Here is a 20299-nt window from a genome sequence, read left to right as displayed (position 1 = left end):
CGCGCCCCTGGCGGGGCGCGTGCCTCCCGCGGCGCGCCCGCTGCACGTACGGTGAAAGAATGACGAGCCTCGGTGGTGTGCAGATGGTCGACTGGAATCTCGCGGTCGCGACCGCGACCCGGCTCGGGCGGCCGGGGCCGGAAGTCAGCAAGGAGGAAGCCCGCGGCATCGTCGCGGAGCTGCGGCGGCACGCCAAGGTGTCGGAGGAGCACGTACGCGACTTCACCCGGCTGACCCCCGCCAACCCCGAGGTGGCGGACACCCCCGTCCTGGTGGTGGACCGGCCCGGCTGGGTCCGGGCCAACGTGGCCGGCTTCCGCGAGCTGCTCTCGCCGCTGCTGAACAAGGTGGAGGAGCGCCGCGCCGGGATGCCCGGCGGAGCCGTGCTCGGCGCGGTCGGCGGCAAGGTCACCGGCGTCGAGGTCGGAATGCTGCTGTCGTTCCTGGCCTCGCGGGTGCTGGGCCAGTACGAGACGTTCGCGCCCCCCGGCCGGGACCTGCCGGGCGCCGAGGGGGGACGGCTGCTGCTGGTGGCGCCGAACATCGTGCACGTCGAGCGCGAACTGGAGGTCGATCCGCACGACTTCCGGCTGTGGGTGTGCCTGCACGAGGAGACGCACCGTACCCAGTTCACGGCCGTGCCGTGGCTGCGCGACCACCTGCGGATGGAGATCCAGTCCTTCCTGGAGCAGACCGACGTCGACCCCTCCACGCTGCTGGAGCGGCTGCGCGAAGCCGTCCAGTCGCTGTCCGGCGGCAAGCCGGGCGAGGGCGAGAGCGGCGAGGAGCCGGCCGAGGAGGAGCGGCCCAGCCTCGTGGAGCTGGTGCAGACCCCGGCGCAGCGGGAGGTGCTGGGCCGGCTGACGGCCGTGATGTCGCTGCTGGAGGGACACGCCGACTATGTGATGGACGGGGTGGGTCCCCAGGTCGTCCCGACGGTCACGGAGATCCGCGAGAAGTTCCAGAAGCGCCGCGCCGCCGGCGCGGGCCGTCTCGACCTGGCGCTGCGCAAGCTGCTGGGCCTGGACGCGAAGCTGCGGCAGTACCGGGACGGGGAGCGGTTCGTGCGCACCGTGGTGGACGAGGTGGGCATGGAGGGTTTCAACCGTGTGTGGACATCCCCGAACACCCTTCCGACCAAGGCGGAGATCGCCAAGCCCGCGGAGTGGATCGCGAGGGTGCACCGCAAGGCCGATTGAGGCGACCGGAAGCCTTCCCAATCACCCGTCCGAGGGACCGTGCGGGGCTGGCACGCGTGCGATGCTCGGGGAACACCGTCCGTCTCTGTCACCATCGACACACGCAGCGTGACAGCAATCGGCTTCGACACCCCCGGATTCGCGGAAGCCCCCTCCCGCGATCGGCGAAGATCCTGACGAGGAAGTGAATCGGACATGGGTCCCCACCCCGCGGTCGCCGCAATACGCCTGGCGGTCCGCCGCACACTCCACGACGTGCTCAGCGCGCACGACATCGGCGCACGCGACGCAGGCACCTCCGGCGTCGGTGCACAGGGTGCCGGCACGCACGGCGTGCGCGGCACACAGTTGACGGCGGCCCCGCAGCCCGCCGCACCCCTTCCCACCGAGCCCCGGCCCCCGCTGGTCCTGGTGGCCTGCTCCGGCGGTGCCGACTCCATGGCGCTCGCCTCCGCGCTCGCCTTCGAAGCCCCCCGCCTCGGCGTGCGCGCCGGCGGTGTCACGGTCGACCACGGCCTGCAGCCCGGTTCGGCCGAGCGCGCCCAGGACGTCGCCGACCGGCTCGCCGGGCTCGGCCTCGACCCCGTCGAGTCCGTCGCCATCCAGGTGGGCCGGACCAACACCGGGCCCGAGGCCGCGGCCCGCGAGGCCCGCTACGCGGCGCTGGACGAGATCGCCGACCGGCACGGCGCGGCCGCCGTACTGCTCGGCCACACCCGCGACGACCAGGCGGAGACCGTGCTGCTCGGCCTCGCCCGCGGCTCCGGTACCCGCTCGCTCTCCGGTATGGCCGCGGTCTCCGGGCCCGGCGGCCGCTACCGCCGCCCCTTCCTGACCATCGACCGGCAGACCACCCGCAAGGCGTGCATGGTCCAGTCGCTCCCCGTCTGGGACGACCCGCACAACGCCGACCCCGCCTACACCCGCTCCCGGGTACGCCACGAGGCGCTGCCCGCACTGGAGAAGGCGCTCGGCAAGGGCGTCATCGAGGCGCTGGCCCGCACCGCACAGCTGTCCAGGGACGACGCGGACGCGCTCGACGCCTGGACGGACGACGCCGAACGCGCCGTCGTACGCACCCCCGGCAAGGCCGCGGCGGACGAGGCCCAGGTCCCCGACCAGGCGGACGGCTCCGCGCAGCCCGGCCGCGTCGGCACCCGGCCGGACGGCGCATCCGGCGCCGCCGCGACCGTCGAACTGGACGTCGTACGGCTGTACGCGCTGCCGCCCGCGGTACGGCGGCGGGTGCTGCGCCGGGCCGCCATCGAGGCGGGCTCACCGGCCGGCTCGCTGTTCGCTCGGCACATCGAGGAGATGGACCGCCTCATCACCGCCTGGCGGGGCCAGCGGGCCCTCAACCTGCCCGGGCGTGTGGAGGTCGCCCGGCAGGGTGGCAGACTGGTCATCCGGCACGGCTCACCGAACGCACCGAACTGACCGGAGCCCCGGCACCGACCGGGGCCGACCGGAGCGGCGAGGAGCGGGCAGACGGCGGGTCGGGCGACCGGACCGCGACGAGCGAGAGCAGCAGGGTGGACGAGAAAGACATGGGCACCGACCTGCAGTCGGTGCTGGTCAGCAAGGAAGAGATCGACGCGAAGCTGGCCGAGCTGGCCGCGAAGATCGACGCGGAGTACGCGGGCAGGGATCTGCTGCTGGTCGGGGTGCTCAAGGGAGCCGTCATGGTGATGGCGGACCTGGCACGGGCCCTGTCCACCCCGGCCACCATGGACTGGATGGCGGTGTCCTCCTACGGCGCCGGAACCCAGTCCTCCGGCGTGGTGCGCATCCTCAAGGACCTGGACACCGACATCAAGGGCAAGCACGTCCTGATCGTCGAGGACATCATCGACTCGGGCCTGACGCTGTCCTGGCTGCTGTCGAACCTCGGCTCCCGGGAGCCCGCCTCCCTCAACGTGTGCACCCTGCTGCGCAAGCCGGACGCCGCCAAGGTGGCGATCGACGTGAAGTGGGTCGGGTTCGACATCCCCAACGAGTTCGTCGTCGGCTACGGGCTCGACTACGCCGAGCGGTACCGCAACCTCCCGTTCGTCGGCACGCTCGCACCGCAGGTCTACGGCGGCTGAAACCGGGGGCGTACGCGCGCACGGGCCGGGAACACATGGCCGGTGCCCCTCGTTGCAGCTTCGAAGGGCGGTTGCAGTTGACCGTCCTCGGCGGCGCCGGGTGACAATGCTGGGGTACCGTCCGAAGGTCAGGCTTTTCAACTCACTGTGGCAGGAGGGACGGGGCCAACGCGCTCCGTATGGATGGACGTGAAGCGATACTTCCGCGGGCCGGTCATGTGGATCGTGCTGGCCGTCCTTGCCGTGGTCGTGTTGATGCAGGTCGTCGGCTCGTCCGGCGGCTTCAAGACGGTGGACACCGGCCAGGTCGTACAGGCGATCCGACAGGACAAGGTGAAGTCCGCAGAGCTCACCACGGGCGACGAGCAACTCGTCAAGCTCGAGCTCAAGGACGGCGCCAAGGTCGAGGACAGCGACAAGATCAAGGCGAGCTATATCGACAACCAGGGTGTCGATATCGCCAAGGAGCTCCAGAGCAAGTACGACCAGAAGGAGATCCCCAAGGGGTACACGGTCGCGCCGCAGAAGCAGAACCCGTTCGTCGGGATGCTGATCTCTCTGCTGCCGTTCGTGCTGATCATCGTCATCTTCCTGTTCCTGATGAACCAGATGCAGGGCGGCGGCTCCCGGGTGATGAACTTCGGGAAGTCCAAGGCCAAGCTCATCACCAAGGACACCCCGAAGACGACCTTCTCCGACGTGGCCGGCTCCGACGAGGCCGTGGAGGAACTGCAGGAGATCAAGGAGTTCCTCCAGGAACCCGCGAAGTTCCAGGCCGTCGGCGCCAAGATCCCCAAGGGCGTGCTGCTCTACGGCCCGCCCGGCACCGGTAAGACGCTGCTGGCCCGCGCCGTCGCCGGCGAGGCCGGGGTGCCCTTCTACTCGATCTCCGGCTCCGACTTCGTGGAGATGTTCGTCGGTGTCGGCGCCTCCCGGGTGCGTGACCTGTTCGAGCAGGCCAAGGCCAACGCCCCGGCCATCGTCTTCGTCGACGAGATCGACGCCGTCGGCCGGCACCGCGGCGCCGGCATGGGCGGCGGCCACGACGAGCGCGAGCAGACGCTCAACCAGCTGCTGGTCGAGATGGACGGCTTCGACGTCAAGGGCGGCGTCATCCTGATCGCCGCCACCAACCGGCCCGACATCCTGGACCCGGCGCTGCTGCGCCCGGGCCGCTTCGACCGGCAGATCGCCGTCGACCGCCCGGACATGCAGGGCCGCCTGGAGATCCTCCAGGTGCACCAGAAGGGCAAGCCGATGGCGCAGGACGTGGACCTGAGCGCGGTCGCCCGCCGCACTCCGGGCTTCACCGGCGCCGATCTGAGCAATGTGCTCAACGAGGCAGCGCTGCTGTCCGCACGCAGCGACCAGAAGCTGATCGACAACAAGTCGCTGGACGAGGCGATCGACCGCGTCGTGGCCGGACCGCAGAAGCGGACCCGGATCATGAGCGACAAGGAGAAGAAGATCACCGCGTACCACGAGGGCGGACACGCCCTGGTCGCGGCGGCCTCACCGAACTCCGACCCGGTCCACAAGATCACCATCCTCTCCAGAGGCCGTGCGCTCGGCTACACCATGGTGCTGCCCGACGAGGACAAGTACTCCACCACGCGCAACGAGATGCTCGACCAGCTCGCCTACATGATGGGCGGCCGGGCGGCCGAGGAACTGGTCTTCCACGACCCGACCACGGGCGCCGCCAACGACATCGAGAAGGCGACGGCAACAGCACGCGCGATGGTCACCCAGTACGGCATGACCGAGCGGCTGGGCGCCATCAAGTTCGGCTCCGACCAGTCCGAGCCCTTCCTGGGCAAGGAGATGGCCCACCAGCGTGACTACTCCGAGGAGGTCGCCGGGCTGGTGGACGAGGAGGTCAAGAAGCTGATCGAGACGGCGCACAACGAAGCCTGGGAAATCCTGGTGGAGAACCGCGACGTCCTCGACAACCTCGTCCTGGCCCTGCTGGAGAAGGAGACGCTGAACAAGGAGGAGATCGCCGAGATCTTCCGCCCCGTCGTCAAGCGTCCCCCGCGCCCCGCCTGGACCGGTTCCTCGCGGCGCACCCCCTCCACCCGGCCACCGGTCTCGGCCCCGCCCGCGGCGCTGACCAACGGCAGTTCCAACACGAACCTGGGCAAGGAGATCGGACCCCGCGACTCGGACGCCATCGTCGAGCCCGCGGACCCGGACAACGGATAACCGCAGGTCAGCGGGGTAGGCCCCCCGCTGCGGAATGTCAGCCGCGCCCCTCGGGTTACCTTCGAGGGGCGCGGCTTTCCGCTGTGTACGCGACAGCGCCGAGCCAGTCACACACCGTGCGCGGGATCGACGGCTGTGCAAGTCAAGGAACGAGGACCAGATGACCGACCCGGTGACCCTGGACGGGGAGAGCCCGATAGGCACGTTCGACGAGAAGCGCGCCGAGAACGCCATCCGCGAGCTTCTGATCGCCGTAGGCGAGGACCCGGACCGCGAGGGCCTCCTGGAAACCCCGGCACGGGTGGCCCGCGCCTACCGGGAGATGTTCGCCGGGCTGCACCAGCGCCCGGAGGACGTGCTGACGACGACGTTCGACCTGGGGCACGACGAGATGGTCCTGGTGAAGGACATCGAGGTGGTCAGCCAGTGCGAGCATCACCTGCTGCCGTTCCACGGGGTGGCGCACGTCGGATACATCCCCTCGGCCAGCGGCAAGATCACGGGCCTGTCCAAGCTGGCCCGACTGGTCGAGGTGTTCGCCCGCCGCCCCCAGGTGCAGGAGCGCCTGACCACCCAGATCGCGGACTCGCTGATGCGCATCCTGGAGCCGCGAGGCGTCATCGTGGTCATTGAATGCGAACACATGTGCATGTCGGTGCGGGGTGTCCGCAAGCCCGGTGCCCAGACGACGACCTCCGCCGTCCGCGGGCAGCTCCGCGACGCGACCACCCGGGCCGAGGCGATGAGCCTGATACTGGCCAAGTGAGCCTGCGCCCGGTACTGGCCATGTGAGCGTGCGCCCGGCCGGGCTGTGTCAGTAGCGCCGCACCGGCACTTTCCGGCGAACGGGCAGCTGTGCCGTGCGGGCTAGGCGGTGGGGGTCGGGGGATGGTTCTCGTCGTCGTCCTCGGGGAGGCGGCAGATGCGTTCCAGGAGGACGGCTGCCGCTATCACGGCGATGCCCGCCACTACGGACAGTCCCGCGTAGAGGGCCTGGGCGGCGCGGGCCGGGACATCGGCGCGTTCGGTGATCAGGAACAGGCCCGTGCCGCCGTACACGCCGGAGACCAGCGCGGCGACCAGGGCGCTGGCCTGGCCGAAGAGGACGGCGCGGGCTGCCATCATCGGGTCCACACCCTGGGCTTCCGGCTCGCGCTCGCGCTGGGCCTTCAGCCGGGCGCGCAGCGACAGTGCCGTGGCCAGCAGGATGGCGGCGATGGCGCCGAGCACGATGGGTGCGGCGAACGGGACGCTCGGCAGCGTGCCCAGTGCGTCCCACAGCCGCGCTCCGCCCCACGCGAGTACCCCGGCGAGGACGAAGAGCGCCGCCAGGGTGCGGATACGGAGTTGGTTCATCGAGCTTCCACCTTGTGGGCGCCGGGGAGGAAGGGGCGTACGGGCTGCCAACGCTCAGGCGTGCAGTATCAGTTCCAGGTCAGGGCGGGCGGTGATGCCCTCGGTGCCGAGTTCGGCGAGCAGTTCCTCGACGCGGCCGTGGCCGGGTACCTCGGCGCCGGGGTCCACGTCGTGCCACGGCACGAGGACGAAGGCCCGCTCGTGTGCCCGGGGATGGGGCAGGGTGAGGTGGGGGTCGTCGGAGCGGACGCCCTGGTAGGCGACGATGTCCACGTCGATGGGGCGCGGCCCCCAGCGCTCCTCGCGCACCCGCTCCAGCGCTTCCTCGATGGCGTGGCCGCGCTCCAGCAGGGAGCCGGGCGGCAGGGTGGTGCGTACGACGACGACCGCGTTGAAGTAGGAGGGCTGGCTGCCCTTCTCGACGCCCCATGGCTCGGTCTCGTAGACGGGCGAGACTGCCTTGACCTTCAGCCCGGGGGTGTCCGCGAGTGCGTCGACGGCGCTCTGCAGCGACTCCAGCCGGTTGCCGAGGTTGCTGCCAATGGACAGGACGGCGGTCTTGGGGTTGTGCAGGGTCGTGTCCGCCGCGTCCACCTGCTGCACGACGGAGGCGGGCACCGGCTGTACGGTCGGGTCACTGTTCGGCGTCATGCGCGGCTCCGCTTGATAGTGATGGTCACGTCTTCGAAGGGGACGGCGATCGGCGCGTCCGGCTTGTGGACGACCACCTCGACCTCGCGCACGGCCTCGTGTCGCAGGCAGGTGTCGGCGATCCGCTGGGCGAGCGTCTCGATCAGGTCGACCGGCTCGCCCTCGACGACCGCGACGACCTCCTCCGCGACGACGCCGTAATGGACCGTACGGGACAGGTCGTCGCCTTCGGCGGCCGGGCGCGCGTCGAGGCCCATGTCGAGGTCCACGACGAAGGTCTGCCCTTCCTCGCGTTCCCTCGCGAACACCCCGTGATGCCCACGCGCTGCGAGGCCGCGCAGTGCGACGCGATCCACGCCATCACTCCCGTCGGTCGTACGGACACGGTGCCGCTGGTCGCGGCACCGGATCGAATCTACCCGCGTGCTCGGTGGCTCGCGCCGCCGCCTACCCCACAGCGCGCTGGGTCACTCGCGCATTCCCGGCTCCCTCCCGGATCGGGTGGTGTGGGGGCGATGGGGGTTCCGACGGGCCCTGACGGGCGCTACAGCTCGATGTCGCCCTGGCCCAGGTCCCCTTCGCCCTCGCCGGGCCCTTCCCCGTCCTCGTCGTCCCGTTCGACGAGCACAGGGGAGCCGTGGTGCGACCACAGCTTCCACTCGCCGCTCTCGGTGCGGCGGAAGAGGTTGGTGGCCACCACCAGCCCGCCGACCAGCGGTCCGGCGGAGCCGTCCTCCTCGGCGGGGCCGCCGCTGAGGATGTTCTCGGTGCAGCTCACCAGCGCGGTGTCGCCCAGCACGGAGATCTCGACGTCGGTCAGGAAGAACTGGACGTATTCGGTGTTGGCCATGATCAGGGCGTAGGAGCGGAGGACTTCGCTCCGCCCGGTGAGCACCGGCCAGCCGGGGTGGACGACGCGGACGCCGTGCTCGCCCTCGCCGCCCTCGGGGTCGGCCGGGTCCTCGGCGTCCTCGCCCAGCCACATCCGGGAGAGGGCTTCGATGTCGCCCCGCTCCACCGCGTCGTAGAGCGCTGTGTTGGCGGCCTCGACCGCCTCGATGTCCGTACGGGCGCCGCTCACGTCGCTGCCCCTGTCCCTGTCTGGTCCGGGTGGTTCGGGTGATTGCTCTGGCCGGTGTGGTCCGGGTGGTCTGTGCGGTCCGTCGGTTCCTGCTGGCGTTGCGGCAGCTGGGCTGCGGCCGCCGACTGCACGGCCCGGACGACGCGGACGGCGTCCGCGCTGGCCCGTACCTCGTGGACGCGCACGGCCCAGGCGCCCTCGCCGGCCGCCAGCGTGGTCACGGCCGCCGTAGCGGCGTCGCGCTCGCGGGCCGGCGGCGGAGGTGCGCCCTTCTCGTCGGCCAGCACCCGGCCCAGGAACCGTTTGCGGGAGGCGGCGACCAGCATCGGGTGGTCCAGTTCGGCGCGTAGCCGGGACAGCGCGGCGACGAGGGCGAGATCGTGCTCGGCGCGCTTGGCGAAGCCCAGGCCCGGGTCGACCACGACGCGGGCCGGGTCGATGCCGCCCGCGATGGCGCGCTGTACCGACTCGGTGAGCTCGGCGAGGACTTCGCCGACGACGTCGGTGTAGACCGCGCGGTTGTTCATGTCGATGCTCTGGCCCCGCCAGTGCATCACCACGAACGGGACGCCCGCTTCGGCGACGGCGGGCACCATCTGGGGGTCGGCCTGGCCGCCGCTGACGTCGTTGACCAGGACGGCGCCCGCGGCCACGGCCTCCGCGGCGACGGAGGCGCGCATCGTGTCGACGCTGACGACGACACCCTCACCGGCCAGTCCGCGTACGACGGGCAGGACACGGCGGAGCTCCTCCTCCTCGCTGACCCGGGCGGCGCCGGGGCGGGTGGACTCGCCGCCGACGTCCACGAGGTCGGCGCCCTGTGCCACCAGGTCGAGCCCGTGCTTGATCGCGGCTTCGGTGTCGAACCACTGCCCCCCGTCCGAGAACGAGTCGGGGGTCACATTGACCACACCCATTACAGCGCAGCGGTCCCACTCGGGGAGGCCGTCCACGCGGCCACGCGTTCTCGCACCCATGCGCCCAGGGTAGGCGCCGCCCCTCCGCACGGCGGGACCGCCACCTGCCGGCCGCCTCTCACCGGGCGTGGCGCCACCTGCCGGCCGCCTCTCACGGGGCGGGGGCGCCGCCGTCCCGGGCGGTCAGCCAGCGCTCCGGGAGCGCCGTGCGGCGGCCCGTGCGGGAGCGGTCGGCCTGGGCCCACAGAAGCGCGCGGGCTTCCTCCTCGTCGCGGAGATGGGCGCGGACCTCGCCGTCAGCGCCGTGGTCGACGTACACATCGGCCAGCCGGTGCCGCCGTTCCCAGGGCCCCTGCTCCAGCCGCACGCTCTGCACCTTGGCGTGCGGGACGAGGGTGGTACGGCGGGTGAGCAGCCCGTGCCGGGTGACGAAGGCGCCGGGGGTGACGCCGTGCAGGTAGCCCCGCCTGGCGACGGGGGCGCACCAGCGGGCGCGCCGGGGTACGGGCGTGAGCGCGGCGTGAGCGGCGTCCGGGTCCACCCCGGGCAGTGCCCGCGCCAGTACGCCGTCCGCCTCCTGGCGGGTGGCGACGGGTACGAGTACACCGGCCCCGTCGTCGCTGCCGCCGGCGCCCGCGATCTCCAGTTCGACCCGTACCCAGCCGCGCCGCCGCCACAGCAGCGGTTCGACGATCCGTATGGCCTGCACCCGTCCCGGCGGGACCGTCGCGTGCTGCCGGTCCAGCAGGCCGGAGTCGAGGCGCAGCCCGTCGGGGGACTCCGCCACGGTCCAGTCGAACTCGCGCACGATCCGCCCGGCGCTCGCGGCCCAGCAGCCGCCCGCCAGCGGTACGGCGGCCGCCAGCACCGTCCACACGTTCTCGGTGGCCAGCCACAGCGCCGTCGGGACGACGAGCAGCGCGCCGAGCGCCCCCCAGCCGGCACCCAGCAGCAGCACACTGGTGATCAGGGTGCGCGGCCCGACCCGCAGCAGTTCCCGGGAGGGTGCCTCGCCCGCTTCGGGGGCCGCCTCGGGCGCGATGCCCGCCGCGCGGGCCAGCAGCTCGGCACGCAGGGCGACGGCCTGCCGTTCGCCCAGGTAGGCCAGCTCGTCCTTGTCGTCGGTGCCGACGGCGTCCAGCTTCAGCTTGGCGACGCCGGCCATCCGGGCGAGCAGCGGCCGGGAGACGTCGACCGCCTGGATACGGTCCAGCCGGATGTGCGCGGTGCGGCGGAAGAGCAGCCCGGTGTGGATACGCAGCTCCGTGTCGGTGACCAGATAGCTGGTGCACCACCAGGACAGGAAGCCGTAGCCGGCCGCCAGCGGCAGCAGCACCAGCAGTCCCAGCCCGGCCCAGGCCGCTGTCAGCTGCTCGGACCACTCGCGGGCCTGCCGGAAGTCGTGCGCGACGAAGGCCAGCAGCGCGGCGAGCGGCGCCCAGGCCCGCCGCCAGGGCGTGACGGGGTGCAGCCGGTTGCCCTCGGGGCGGCGCGGCAGGAACCGGGGCCCGGGTGCGGCGGCCTCGGGCCCGGCCCCGGCCTCCGCGCGGTTGTCGGCCTCCGCGCGGTTCTCGGTCACAGCCCCGCCGAACGGGCCTCGCCCAGCTCGGTGAGCCGGTCGCGCAGCCGTTCGGCCTCCGTGGGGGCCAGCCCGGGAATGGTGGCGTCAGTGGTCGCGGCGGCCGTGTGCAGCTGGAGACGGGCGAGGCCGTAGCGCCGCTCCAGCGGCCCGGAGGTGACCTCCACGAGCTGCATCCGCCCGTACGGCACCACCGTCGTCTCGCGCCACAGCACGCCGCGCGAGACGAGCAGGTCGTCAGCCCGCTCCGCGTACCGCCATGAGTGCCAGTTGCGGGCCAGCGCGCCCCATCCCCAACCCGCCAGTGCGAGCGGGACCAGCGCGAACAGCGCCCATACCGGGCCCGCCGTCAGCCAGAGCAGCGCCCCCAGTGCCACGGCGAGCGGCAGCAGCACACCCAGCAGGACGAGCCTGCGCAGCGGCAGCAGCGCCCGCTCGACGCCGCGCCACGCGGGGTCCTCGGGGTGGTCGGGCCCGGCGCGGTCCGGCCCGGCGGGCCCCGCCGGAGTGGGGTCGGTCATGCGTTCAGCGTACGAGCGAGCGGCAGGAGCCCTTGTCCGTCTGGAGGAGGAAGCTGACAGGATGAGCGTCATGACTCAGACGGAGACGAGGGCATGACCCGGACGGAGACGACCCTCGGTATCGGCGGGGCCGCCGAGAGCACCGACATGGTGCTCAACATCGGCCCGCAGCACCCCTCCACGCACGGGGTGCTGCGGCTGCGGCTGGTGCTGGACGGCGAACGGATCGAGCACGCCGAGCCGGTGGTCGGCTATATGCACCGGGGCGCGGAGAAGCTCTTCGAGGCGCGCGACTACCGCCAGATCATCGTGCTCGCCAACCGCCACGACTGGCTGTCGGCGTTCTCCAACGAGCTGGGCGTGGTCCTGGGTGTCGAGCGGATGCTGGGCATGGAGGTCCCGGAGCGTGCGGTGTGGACCCGCACCCTGCTGGCCGAGCTGAACCGGGTGCTCAACCATCTGATGTTCCTGGGCTCCTACCCGCTGGAGCTGGGCGGGATCACACCCGTCTTCCACTCCTTCCGGGAGCGCGAGGAGCTCCAGAACGTGATGGAGGAGATCTCCGGCGGCCGGATGCACTACATGTTCAACCGCGTGGGCGGCCTCAAGGACGATCTTCCGGCCGGCTGGCGGGAGCGGGCACGGCAGGCGGTGGCCGCCGTCCGCAGCCGGATGGACACCTTCGACAAGCTGGTGCTCGGCAACGAGATCTTCCGGGGCCGCACCCGGGACGTCGGCGTCCTCAGTCCGGAGCTGGTGCACGCCTACGGGGTCAGCGGGCCGATCGCCCGCGCCTCCGGGGTCGACTTCGACCTGCGCCGCGACGAGCCGTACCTCGCCTACGGACAGCTGGCCGACGTGCTGAAGGTGGTCACCCGGCAGGAGGGCGACTGCCTGGCCCGCTTCGAGGTGCTGCTCGACCAGACGCACAACTCCCTGGACCTGGCCGACGCCTGCCTCGACGCCCTCGCCGAGCTGCCGGCCGGGCCGGTCAACCAGCGGCTGCCCAAGGTGCTCAAGGCCCCGGAGGGCGCCACCTACACCTGGACGGAGAACCCGCTGGGTCTCAACGGCTACTACCTGGTCTCCAAGGGCGAGAAGACTCCGCACCGGCTCAAGCTGCGCTCCGCGTCGTTCAACAACATTCAGGCGCTGACAGAGCTGCTTCCGGGCACGCTGGTGGCCGACATGGTGGCGATCCTGGGCTCGTTCTTCTTCGTGGTGGGCGACATCGACAAGTAGCCGGGCCCCGTCCGGCCGGCCGGCTTCGCCGTCCGGACGATGCCGTCAGGACGGCGCCGTCAGGTCGACGTGGGTGCTTTGCGCTTCTTCCGCCCGAAGAAGTCGAAGCCGCCCGCGCTGTCGTCGGCCTCGTCCGAGCCGCTGCTCGCGCCACCGCTCGTGCTGCCGCCTGCGTCCTTGCCGTCGCCGCCGGCCGGCCCGGCGGGCTTGCCGGTCTCCGGCTCGGCGCTGTCGGACGCTTTCCCCGCGTTGCCCTGCCACGCCCCCGGAAGCCCCTGCGGCGGCACGACGGTGGCCGCCCTGCTCTCCCGCAGCCGCTCCTCGGCGCGCTGGCGCACCGCGCTGCGGGCGAGCGCGTCCAGGGCCTCGTTGGCCTGCCGGTAGGTCAGCGGCGTGGGCGCCCCCGAGCTGTGCCGGTGGTCGGTGGCCGTGCTGGAGAGGGCCTTGGCGGGGGTGCCCGCCTCCAGCTCCAGCTGCCTGCGGCCCTCCAGGGCGCTGGCCCGTTCGGTCTCGGCGTTGGCGTAGCGGCGCAGCAGGTCGGCGTGCTCGGAGCGGAGCCTGGCCAGCTCGGCGCGCTTCTCGCGGAGCTTGCCGTCCAGCTTGGTGCGGATCTCGCGCAGCTCCTCGGCCTCGCCCTCCAGCTCCGCCTGTTTCTCCTCGGCCCGCCACGCCGCGCTGGCCAGCTGGGCCTTGAGATCGCCGACCTGTCTGCCGGCCGCGCGGTCCCAGCTGCGCAGCAGTACGGCGCCGGTGACGGCGGCGGCCGCGGCTGCCGCGGTGAGCGCGCGCAGCGTGACGGTCTCCCAGTCGGCGACACCCGGCTCACCGATCAGCCAGGCACCACCGGCGCAGGCCAGTGCGGCCACCGCCACCGACACCGGGGGGAGGCGTCGGTGCAGCGGCGGGGAATGGCGATGACGTCCACGTGGCATGGCTGGGAATTTACCGTGTGCCGCTGTGGGGACGACACCGGACGAACCGTGTCACACGAGTCCCTTGCTCTTGAGGTACTCCTCGGCCACGTCCGCGGGCTTCTGGCGCTCCTGGTCCACCTTGCGGTTGAGCTCGGTCAGGTCCTTCGTGGTGAGGGTGCGGGTGAGCTTGCCGAGTGCCTCGGCGACCTTTTTGCCGCCTGCGTCCTTCGCGTTGACGACCGGCACGATGTTGTCCGCGTTCTGCAGCTTCTTGTCGTCCTCGAGCAGCACCAGGCCGAACTGGTCGAGGGTGGCGTCGGTGGTGGTCGTCAGCACCAGCTGGTCCTTGCCGTCCTTGACGGCCTGCTTGGACTGGCTGGTGCCCACGCCCTTGGGGTCGATGCCCTTGACGTCGATCCCGTAGGTCTTCTCCAGGCCCGGCCGGCAGAACGGGCGCGTCTCGCACTCGTCGCCGGCGGCGATGGTGACGCTCTGCTTGGACTTGCCCAGGTCGCTCAGGGTCTTGAGGTGGTGCTTCTTCGCGTACTCCTTCGAGACGGCGAACGCGTTCTGGTCCACCGCTTCGCCCGCCTCGAGCACCTTGAGCCCGCGCGGGCCGGCCAGCTTGCGCAGCGCCTCGACGGTCTTGTCCGCGTCGCTGGAGGCGACCGGCTTCGCCTTGGGGCCGTTCTTCTTCGCGTTGAGGAACTCGGCCATCGTCGCCGCGTACTCCGGTACGACGTCGATGCGGCCCTTCTCCAGCTCGGGCTCGTACAGCTCGCGGTTCTTGACCTTTTTGACCGTGGTCTTGTAGCCGGCCTTGGAGAGCACCCCGGAGTACAGCTCGGAGAGGATCTGCGACTCGGTGAAGCCCGCCGAGCCCACGACGAGGCTGCCCTTGCCGCCGCCCGAGCCGGAGGAGTCCTTCGCCTCCAGGTCCTTACCGCCGCAGGCGGCAAGCGAGAGCGCCAGCGCCGTGACGGCCCCGCCGACGGCGAGGGCCCGCCGTCCAGGCGTTCTGCGCCCGGCGGGTGCGGTGTGATGCGGGTGGCGGACGGTCCGGGAGGCGTGCGAGTGGGTCATCATGCGTCCATTCGTTCGGATGTCTTCTGGCGTGCCGTCAGGCGGACGCCGGGCGGCGCGCGGGCCGGCGCCGCCGCATGGGGTCCAGGAGCCGTTCGACGAGGGTGAGGACGCGCTCGACCAGCAGCGCCAGCACGGCGACGAGCAGCGCGCCCGCGACCACCTGCGGTGTGTCGTAGTTGCCGAACCCGGCGGTGATCAGCCGGCCGAGGCCGCCGCCGCCCGGCAGCGCGGCGAGCGTCGCCGTGGCGACGAGCTGCACGGCGGCGGTCTGGACCCCGGTCATGATCAGTGGGAGGGCGAGCGGGAGTTCGACCTGGCGCAGCAGTTGTCCGCCCGTCATCCCCATGCCCCGGGCCGCCTCGACGGTCTCCCGGTCGGCCTCGCGTACGCCGGTGTACGCGTTGGTCAGCAGCGGCGGCAGCGCGAACAACACCAGCGCCACGATCGTCGCCCAGTCGCCGTACCGGCCCAGCGGGCCCATCGACAGCAGCACCAGAACGGCGAAGGTGGGCACCGCGCGGCCCGCGTTGGACAGGTTCACCGCCAGTGCGCCGCCGCGCCCCACATGGCCGAGCCACAGCGCGAGCGGCAGCGCCAGCGCGCAGGACAGCAGCAGGCACACGCCCGTCAGATAGATGTGCTCGCCCAGCCGTTGGAGCACGCCCCCGTTGCCCGTCCAGTGGGAACCGGTCGTCAGCCAGGTCCATACGTCGGTGAGGATGCCCATGCCGCTCAGCCCGCCTTCTCCACCAGATCGTGCGTCGAGGCGGCGGACGGCACGGACGGGGCGCCCGCCGGCCGCTTGCGGGTGCGTGCGCGGGTCCACGGCGTGAGCGCCCGCTGGAGCCACAGCAGCAGCAGATCGGCGACGATCGCCAGGACGACGCAGATGGCCGAGGCGGTCAGCACCTGGGCCTTGAAGAAGCTCTCCATGCCGTCGTAGATGAGATTGCCCAGTCCGCCGTAACCGACGATCGCGCCGACCGTCGTCAGCGAGACCGCCGTGACCGTGGCGATCCGCACCCCGGCGAGCAGTGCGGGCAGCGCCAGGGGCAGTTCCACCTCCAGCAGCAGTCTGCCGGGCCCGTAGCCCATGCCCCGCGCGGCCTCCCGGGCCTCGCTCGGCACCGAGTCCAGGCCCGCCAGAATGTTGCGCACCAGCACCGTGAGGGAGTAGAGCACCAGGCCCGTCACCACCACGGCGGCCGACAGCCCGAAGACGGGCAGCAGCAGTGCGAACATCGCCAGCGAGGGGATCGTGTACAGGATCGTCGTCACGGCCAGGGCCGGGGCGCGGGCAGCGCGCCAGCGCCGGGCCGCCACCGCCAGCGGCAGGGCGAGCAGCAGCGCGATCGCCACGGACAGCCCGGTGATCCAGACGTGCTCCACGGTCGCGTCGAGCAATTCGCTCTGCCGGGTGCGCAGATACTCACCGCACAGCCACGCGTTCTGCGCGAGGCAGCCCTGCGGGTCGCCTGCGGCTGTGCTGCTCATACCGGTCACCTCCCTGCCCCGTGTGGTCCTCGCGCGTCGTCGCGAGGTGTCATGCCACGATGACGGCCGACCCTATCCCGGCGGACTGACAATCGGTCCGCAGTGCCGTACCCCGGAAACACACTGTTCATCCTTTGCGCCGAGGATTGCCGACGGCCGCCGCGCCGGGAATTGTCGGTGGCTCGTGTTTCGCTGTGGGGTGCGGCCGGAGAAACCGCCGGACGGCAGGGACGGGCGGCCAAGGACGAGGATGGGCAGATGATTCGCTTCGAGAACGTGGCCAAGCGCTACCCGGACGGGACCGTCGCGGTCGAGGGCCTCTCCTTCGAGGTGGCCGAGGGGGAGCTGGTCACCCTCGTCGGCCCTTCGGGGTGCGGGAAGACCACCACCATGAAGATGGTCAACCGGCTCATCGAGCCCACCGAGGGGCGCATCCTGGTCGAGGGCGAGGACATCGCGCGCGCCGAACCGGTCGAGCTGCGCCGCCGGATGGGCTACGTCATCCAGCAGACCGGTCTCTTCCCGCACCGCACGGTGCTGGACAACACCTCGACCGTGCCGCACCTGCTGGGCTGGTCCAAGGCGCGCAGACGCGAACGCGCCCGGGAGCTGCTGGACCTGGTGGGCCTTGACCCCGACGTCTTCGGGGACCGCTACCCCGAGCAGCTCAGCGGCGGCCAGCGGCAGCGCGTCGGCGTCGCCCGGGCACTGGCCGCCGACCCGCCGGTGCTGCTGATGGACGAACCCTTCGGCGCCGTCGACCCGGTGGTGCGCGAGCACCTGCAGAACGAGTTCCTGCGGCTCCAGTCGCGGCTACGCAAGACGGTGCTGTTCGTCACGCACGACATCGAGGAGGCCGTGCGCCTCGGCGACCGCATCGCCGTCTACGGAGAGGGCCGCATCGAGCAGTTCGACTCGCCCGCCACGGTGCTGGGCGCCCCGGCGTCCACCTATGTGGCCGACTTCGTCGGCGCCGACCGCGGCCTGAAGCGGCTGTCCGTCACCCCCATAGAGCCCGGTGACCTGGAGCAGCCGCCGACCCTCCACCTGAGCGACCGGCTGGACGACGCGGCCACCCGGATGGCGGCCGACGGCGCCCGCTGGGCCGTCGTCCTGGACGGCGCGGACGAACTGCACGGCTGGGTCTCGGCCGCCACCCTCGCCGAGGCGGCGGTGCGCAACGCGGACGGCGCCGGGACGGTCGGCGACCACGCGCGGCGCATGGAGGCGTGGCTGCCGCTGGGCTCCTCCCTCAAGCAGGCGTTCAGCACGATGCTCCAGCACGACGCCGGGTGGATCGCCGTGCTGGAAGGGGCGCGGTTCGTGGGGGTGCTCACCCCGGCCAAGCTGCACGAGGCACTGCGGCGCTCGGTGGACGCGGACGCCCGCGCGGTGGCCCGCCAGGACGTCGAACTGGAGACGATCGAGAGTTCCTGAGGCAGCCGGGGGCCCGCCCCACCCCAGCGGCCCGTCCGCCCGTCCGTCAGCCCGCCCGCCCGTCCGTTCGCCCGTCCGTCAGCCCGATTCCAGCCCGCAGACGCAGTCCACCTCGCACACCAGCCAGCCGAAGCCGCCCAGACCGCCCGGGTCCAGCAGTTCGGCCGCCTCGCCGGCCGCGCTCAACTCGCGTACGTACGCCGCCGGGTCGCCGGTGGCCAGGGAGAGCGCCGGCCGCCGCCCCCGCACCCCGAGCGCGTGCAGCGCGGCGCGCTGGGTCAGCCGGGTGGTGGCGCCGGGTGCGGCGGCGGCCACCGCGTCCAGGGCGACGTGCGCGGTCAGATCGCAGGAGCCGTCCGGCACGGGGCGGCACTCGTGGCCCTCGCGGAAGCCGGTGAGGGTGCCGAAGGGGGGCCGGCCGGCACGCTCGTGCGCGTAGTCGACGGCGACGGCCACCCCGCGCCGCAGCGCGCCCGCGGCGCGTGCCCACGCGGCGTCGCGGGGGTGCCCGATCTCCGCCCGGGTGCCCTCGCCCGCGCCCGCCAGCGGCCACCAGCGCGCCAGCCACGCGGCGTCCTCCCCCGTCGTCCGGGGGCCGAGCTGTTCGGTGCCGTCCGGCTCCACCAGCACCAGCCGCGCGGTGCCTGCCGCGTCGTTCTCGGCGACGTCCACGGGGACGTTGTCCAGCCACTCGTTGGCCAGCAGCAGGCCCGTCAGCGTTCCGGGCGCCGGCAGCTCGCGCCGCCAGCCGATCGCCGCGTCCAGCCCCGCGGGCCGCTCCCGGAGTTCGATGGCGACCGGGCGCAGCCGGGCCACCACCTCGGCTCCGGCCGCCTCCCGCTCCCACAGCGCGGCCAGCACCCCCTTCAGCAGCTCGCCGTCGCCGGCGCCGACGTCCACCAGGTCGAGCGGGTCGGGGTGCCCGAGCGCCTCGTCCACCCGCAGCAGGAGGCGGGTGACCGCCTCGGCGAACAGCGGCGAGGCGTGCACCGAGGTACGGAAGTGCGCCGCTGGGGCGTGGCGGGTGTAGAAGCCGCTCGGCCCGTACAGCGCGCGTTCGGTGGCCGTGCGCCACCCGGTCGGCTCGCAGATCATGGGCTCACCGTAGAGGCCCGGCCGCGGGGCGGTTCTCACCGTTGGTGCGGACCCCGGCCCTCCACCCTCCGGAGTATGTGCCCGGGCCAGTAATCGGCCGTCCGGTTGACCCCCGCACGTGTGCGCCCTGCATACGCTTGGTTACGTGAACCGGCTCTACGACTTCATCCGCAGGCACCCCACCTGGGTGGACAGCCTCTGGGCTGTTTTCCTGCTGATGTTGTCGTCGCTGTGGATCGTCGCGGCCGTGACCGCGCCCCCGGCTCCGCAGGACCCCGCGCCGCTGCCGCAGCACGCCGGGCAGCAGATCGCCATGGTCCCGATAGCGCTCGCGCTCAGTCTCGTGGTGGCGCTGCGGCGGCGGGCACCGGAGAAGATGCTGCTGCTGGCCACGGGCGCCGGGCTCGCCCAGCTGATCACCGACGTCGGACCCTTCCCCGGCAACTTCGCCTTCCTGGTCATCATCTTCACCGTCGCCTCCCGGCACACCCGCTGGGCGTCCCGCTTCGCGCTGGCCGGGGCGCTGCTGGCGCCCACCATCGACACGCTGCGCTGGCCCGGCAGACCGAACGAAAGCCTGTCGGCCGAGATCTTCGGCACCCTGTTCATGACGCTCGCGTTCGTGATGGCCTGGGTGCTCGGTGACTCGCTGCGCACCCGGCGCGCCTACTACCTGCAGTTGGAGGAGCGCGCGAAGCGGCTGGAGAAGGAGCGCGAGGCGCAGGCCAAGGTGGCCGTCGCCGCCGAGCGCGCCCGGATCGCGCGCGAGCTGCACGACGTGGTGGCGCACAACGTCTCCGTGATGGTCGTACAGGCCGACGGTGCCGCCTACGTACTGGACAGCTCCCCGGAGCAGACGCGGATGGCGCTGGAGACCATCTCCGGGACCGGCCGCCAGGCGCTCGCCGAGATGCGCCGTCTGCTGGGCGTGCTGCGCAGCGGGGACCCCGGCAAGCCGGACGGGGACGAGTACGTGCCGCAGCCGGGTGTCGAGCAGATCGCCGAGCTCGTCGAGCAGGTGCGCGGCGCCGGGCTGACCGTGGATTTCAAGGTGGAGGGCGACCCGCATCCGCTGCCCAGCAGCGTCGAGCTGACCGCGTACCGCATCGTGCAGGAGGCGCTGACCAACACCCGCAAGCACGGCGGCCCGCACGTGGGCGCCACGGTGCAGCTGTGCTACCGCGACGACGAGCTGTGCGTACTGGCCGAGGACGACGGCCGCGGCGCCCAGCGCGAGCTGTACGAGGAGGGGGGCGCCGACGGCCTCGGGCACGGTCTGATCGGGATGCGCGAGCGGGTCGGCATGGTCGGCGGCGCGCTGGAGGCCGGGCCCCGCTCCGGCGGCGGTTTCCGCGTCCGCGCGGACCTCCCCCTCAAGGGCGCAGACTGAGGCCCCGATTCTCTCTCCCCCCGCTATTCCGCTCTACCGAGAAGG

20 protein-coding genes are annotated in these 20299 nt (G+C 72.2%); 8 read left to right on the top strand and 12 right to left on the bottom strand.

Translation table 11 applies throughout. The features are described from left to right. The first annotated feature begins 59 nt into the window (after positions 1 to 59). From JW592_RS29740 to folE, 5 genes are all read left to right on the top strand, one after another. Positions 60 to 1199, top strand: coding sequence for an Rv3626c family coenzyme F420 biosynthesis-associated protein (locus tag JW592_RS29740; RefSeq protein ID WP_209268352.1), 1140 nt, complete (start codon positions 60 to 62; stop codon positions 1197 to 1199). A gap of 195 nt (positions 1200 to 1394) precedes the next feature. Then, positions 1395 to 2636 carry a tRNA lysidine(34) synthetase TilS gene (gene tilS, locus JW592_RS29735; protein WP_209268351.1) on the top strand — a complete coding sequence of 414 codons (1242 nt, stop codon included), beginning with the start codon at positions 1395 to 1397 and terminating at the stop codon, positions 2634 to 2636. A 110-nt stretch (positions 2637 to 2746) separates the two neighbouring features. Further along, positions 2747 to 3286, top strand: a complete 540-nt coding sequence (gene hpt, locus JW592_RS29730; protein ID WP_209268358.1) for a hypoxanthine phosphoribosyltransferase — start codon at positions 2747 to 2749, stop codon at positions 3284 to 3286. 183 nt (positions 3287 to 3469) lie between these two features. Beyond that, entirely contained in the window at positions 3470 to 5491 is a 2022-nt protein-coding gene (ftsH, locus tag JW592_RS29725) for an ATP-dependent zinc metalloprotease FtsH (RefSeq protein WP_209268350.1), read from the top strand. A 160-nt stretch (positions 5492 to 5651) separates the two neighbouring features. Beyond that, on the top strand, positions 5652 to 6257 hold the full coding sequence (folE, locus tag JW592_RS29720) for a GTP cyclohydrolase I FolE (protein ID WP_209268349.1): 606 nt from the start codon (positions 5652 to 5654) through the stop codon (positions 6255 to 6257). Between the two features lie 101 nt (positions 6258 to 6358). Here the strand turns inward: folE and JW592_RS29715 are convergent, their stop codons facing one another. The 7 genes from JW592_RS29715 to JW592_RS29685 all read right to left on the bottom strand — a co-directional run bounded on the left by JW592_RS29715 (position 6359) and on the right by JW592_RS29685 (position 11596). Beyond that, entirely contained in the window at positions 6359 to 6847 is a 489-nt protein-coding gene (locus tag JW592_RS29715; RefSeq protein WP_209268348.1) for a DUF3180 domain-containing protein, read from the bottom strand. A gap of 54 nt (positions 6848 to 6901) precedes the next feature. Beyond that, on the bottom strand, positions 6902 to 7498 hold the full coding sequence (folK, locus tag JW592_RS29710) for a 2-amino-4-hydroxy-6-hydroxymethyldihydropteridine diphosphokinase (protein ID WP_209268347.1): 597 nt from the start codon (positions 7496 to 7498) through the stop codon (positions 6902 to 6904). After that, entirely contained in the window at positions 7495 to 7854 is a 360-nt protein-coding gene (gene folB / locus JW592_RS29705) for a dihydroneopterin aldolase (RefSeq protein WP_209268346.1), read from the bottom strand. The genes folK and folB overlap by 4 nt, the downstream gene beginning before the upstream one ends. A gap of 188 nt (positions 7855 to 8042) precedes the next feature. Continuing rightward, a complete protein-coding gene (locus tag JW592_RS29700) occupies positions 8043 to 8579 on the bottom strand; it encodes a nuclear transport factor 2 family protein (protein ID WP_209268345.1) in 537 nt (178 codons plus the stop codon). Continuing rightward, a complete protein-coding gene (gene folP, locus JW592_RS29695; RefSeq protein ID WP_209268357.1) occupies positions 8576 to 9532 on the bottom strand; it encodes a dihydropteroate synthase in 957 nt (318 codons plus the stop codon). Before folP ends, JW592_RS29700 begins: the two co-directional genes overlap by 4 nt. A 115-nt stretch (positions 9533 to 9647) precedes the next feature. Then, on the bottom strand, positions 9648 to 11075 hold the full coding sequence (locus JW592_RS29690; RefSeq protein ID WP_209268344.1) for a PH domain-containing protein: 1428 nt from the start codon (positions 11073 to 11075) through the stop codon (positions 9648 to 9650). Then, a complete protein-coding gene (locus JW592_RS29685; protein WP_209268343.1) occupies positions 11072 to 11596 on the bottom strand; it encodes a PH domain-containing protein in 525 nt (174 codons plus the stop codon). Before JW592_RS29685 ends, JW592_RS29690 begins: the two co-directional genes overlap by 4 nt. A 93-nt stretch (positions 11597 to 11689) precedes the next feature. On the opposite strand from JW592_RS29685, the gene JW592_RS29680 reads away from it, so the two are divergent. Continuing rightward, positions 11690 to 12838, top strand: a complete 1149-nt coding sequence (locus tag JW592_RS29680) for an NADH-quinone oxidoreductase subunit D (protein ID WP_209268342.1) — start codon at positions 11690 to 11692, stop codon at positions 12836 to 12838. A 59-nt stretch (positions 12839 to 12897) separates the two neighbouring features. On the opposite strand, the gene JW592_RS29675 is transcribed toward JW592_RS29680, so the two are convergent. Genes JW592_RS29675 through JW592_RS29660 form a run of 4 tightly spaced genes read right to left on the bottom strand, consistent with a single transcriptional unit; the run spans position 12898 to position 16332 of the window. Further along, positions 12898 to 13770, bottom strand: a complete 873-nt coding sequence (locus JW592_RS29675; protein ID WP_209268341.1) for a coiled-coil domain-containing protein — start codon at positions 13768 to 13770, stop codon at positions 12898 to 12900. 51 nt (positions 13771 to 13821) lie between these two features. Further along, complete coding sequence (locus JW592_RS29670; RefSeq protein WP_229377068.1) at positions 13822 to 14838, bottom strand: ABC transporter substrate-binding protein; 1017 nt, start codon at positions 14836 to 14838, stop codon at positions 13822 to 13824. 34 nt (positions 14839 to 14872) lie between these two features. Continuing rightward, positions 14873 to 15565: an ABC transporter permease gene (locus tag JW592_RS29665; RefSeq protein ID WP_209268340.1), complete on the bottom strand. Its 693-nt coding sequence runs from the start codon at positions 15563 to 15565 to the stop codon at positions 14873 to 14875. A gap of 5 nt (positions 15566 to 15570) precedes the next feature. After that, positions 15571 to 16332: an ABC transporter permease gene (locus tag JW592_RS29660; protein ID WP_209268339.1), complete on the bottom strand. Its 762-nt coding sequence runs from the start codon at positions 16330 to 16332 to the stop codon at positions 15571 to 15573. A 258-nt stretch (positions 16333 to 16590) separates the two neighbouring features. On the opposite strand from JW592_RS29660, the gene JW592_RS29655 reads away from it, so the two are divergent. Beyond that, positions 16591 to 17769 (top strand): ABC transporter ATP-binding protein, encoded by a 1179-nt coding sequence (locus JW592_RS29655; protein ID WP_209268338.1) that lies wholly within the window; start codon positions 16591 to 16593, stop codon positions 17767 to 17769. Positions 17770 to 17847: 78 nt separating this feature from the next. Here the strand turns inward: JW592_RS29655 and JW592_RS29650 are convergent, their stop codons facing one another. Further along, the gene (locus JW592_RS29650) at positions 17848 to 18864 is read right to left on the bottom strand and encodes an SAM-dependent methyltransferase (RefSeq protein WP_209268337.1); all 1017 of its coding nucleotides are present in this window, start codon (positions 18862 to 18864) and stop codon (positions 17848 to 17850) included. Positions 18865 to 19009: 145 nt separating this feature from the next. On the opposite strand from JW592_RS29650, the gene JW592_RS29645 reads away from it, so the two are divergent. Then, entirely contained in the window at positions 19010 to 20254 is a 1245-nt protein-coding gene (locus JW592_RS29645) for a sensor histidine kinase (protein ID WP_209268336.1), read from the top strand. The last annotated feature ends 45 nt before the right edge of the window (positions 20255 to 20299 follow it).

Origin of the sequence: Streptomyces spirodelae, from assembly GCF_017676385.1 — a bacterium.
Classification (GTDB): Bacteria; Actinomycetota; Actinomycetes; order Streptomycetales; family Streptomycetaceae; genus Streptomyces; species Streptomyces spirodelae.
Note: the sequence above shows the minus strand (reverse complement) of the source record. Positions and strands in the feature narration are given on the sequence as shown.

What these genes read in the sequence shown, in the direction of transcription:
- ftsH (WP_209268350.1), top strand. Translation starts at nt 3,470, where the DNA reads ATGGACGTGAAGCGATACTTCCGCGGGCCGGTCATGTGGATCGTGCTG.
- JW592_RS29655 (WP_209268338.1), top strand. Translation starts at nt 16,591, where the DNA reads ATGATTCGCTTCGAGAACGTGGCCAAGCGCTACCCGGACGGGACCGTC.
- JW592_RS29685 (WP_209268343.1), bottom strand. Translation starts at nt 11,596, where the DNA reads ATGACCGACCCCACTCCGGCGGGGCCCGCCGGGCCGGACCGCGCCGGG.
- JW592_RS29740 (WP_209268352.1), top strand. Translation starts at nt 60, where the DNA reads ATGACGAGCCTCGGTGGTGTGCAGATGGTCGACTGGAATCTCGCGGTC.
- JW592_RS29715 (WP_209268348.1), bottom strand. Translation starts at nt 6,847, where the DNA reads ATGAACCAACTCCGTATCCGCACCCTGGCGGCGCTCTTCGTCCTCGCC.
- folE (WP_209268349.1), top strand. Translation starts at nt 5,652, where the DNA reads ATGACCGACCCGGTGACCCTGGACGGGGAGAGCCCGATAGGCACGTTC.
- JW592_RS29670 (WP_229377068.1), bottom strand. Translation starts at nt 14,838, where the DNA reads ATGATGACCCACTCGCACGCCTCCCGGACCGTCCGCCACCCGCATCAC.
- folK (WP_209268347.1), bottom strand. Translation starts at nt 7,498, where the DNA reads ATGACGCCGAACAGTGACCCGACCGTACAGCCGGTGCCCGCCTCCGTC.
- tilS (WP_209268351.1), top strand. Translation starts at nt 1,395, where the DNA reads ATGGGTCCCCACCCCGCGGTCGCCGCAATACGCCTGGCGGTCCGCCGC.
- JW592_RS29665 (WP_209268340.1), bottom strand. Translation starts at nt 15,565, where the DNA reads ATGGGCATCCTCACCGACGTATGGACCTGGCTGACGACCGGTTCCCAC.
- hpt (WP_209268358.1), top strand. Translation starts at nt 2,747, where the DNA reads ATGGGCACCGACCTGCAGTCGGTGCTGGTCAGCAAGGAAGAGATCGAC.
- JW592_RS29680 (WP_209268342.1), top strand. Translation starts at nt 11,690, where the DNA reads ATGACCCGGACGGAGACGACCCTCGGTATCGGCGGGGCCGCCGAGAGC.
- JW592_RS29650 (WP_209268337.1), bottom strand. Translation starts at nt 18,864, where the DNA reads ATGATCTGCGAGCCGACCGGGTGGCGCACGGCCACCGAACGCGCGCTG.
- JW592_RS29660 (WP_209268339.1), bottom strand. Translation starts at nt 16,332, where the DNA reads ATGAGCAGCACAGCCGCAGGCGACCCGCAGGGCTGCCTCGCGCAGAAC.
- JW592_RS29675 (WP_209268341.1), bottom strand. Translation starts at nt 13,770, where the DNA reads ATGCCACGTGGACGTCATCGCCATTCCCCGCCGCTGCACCGACGCCTC.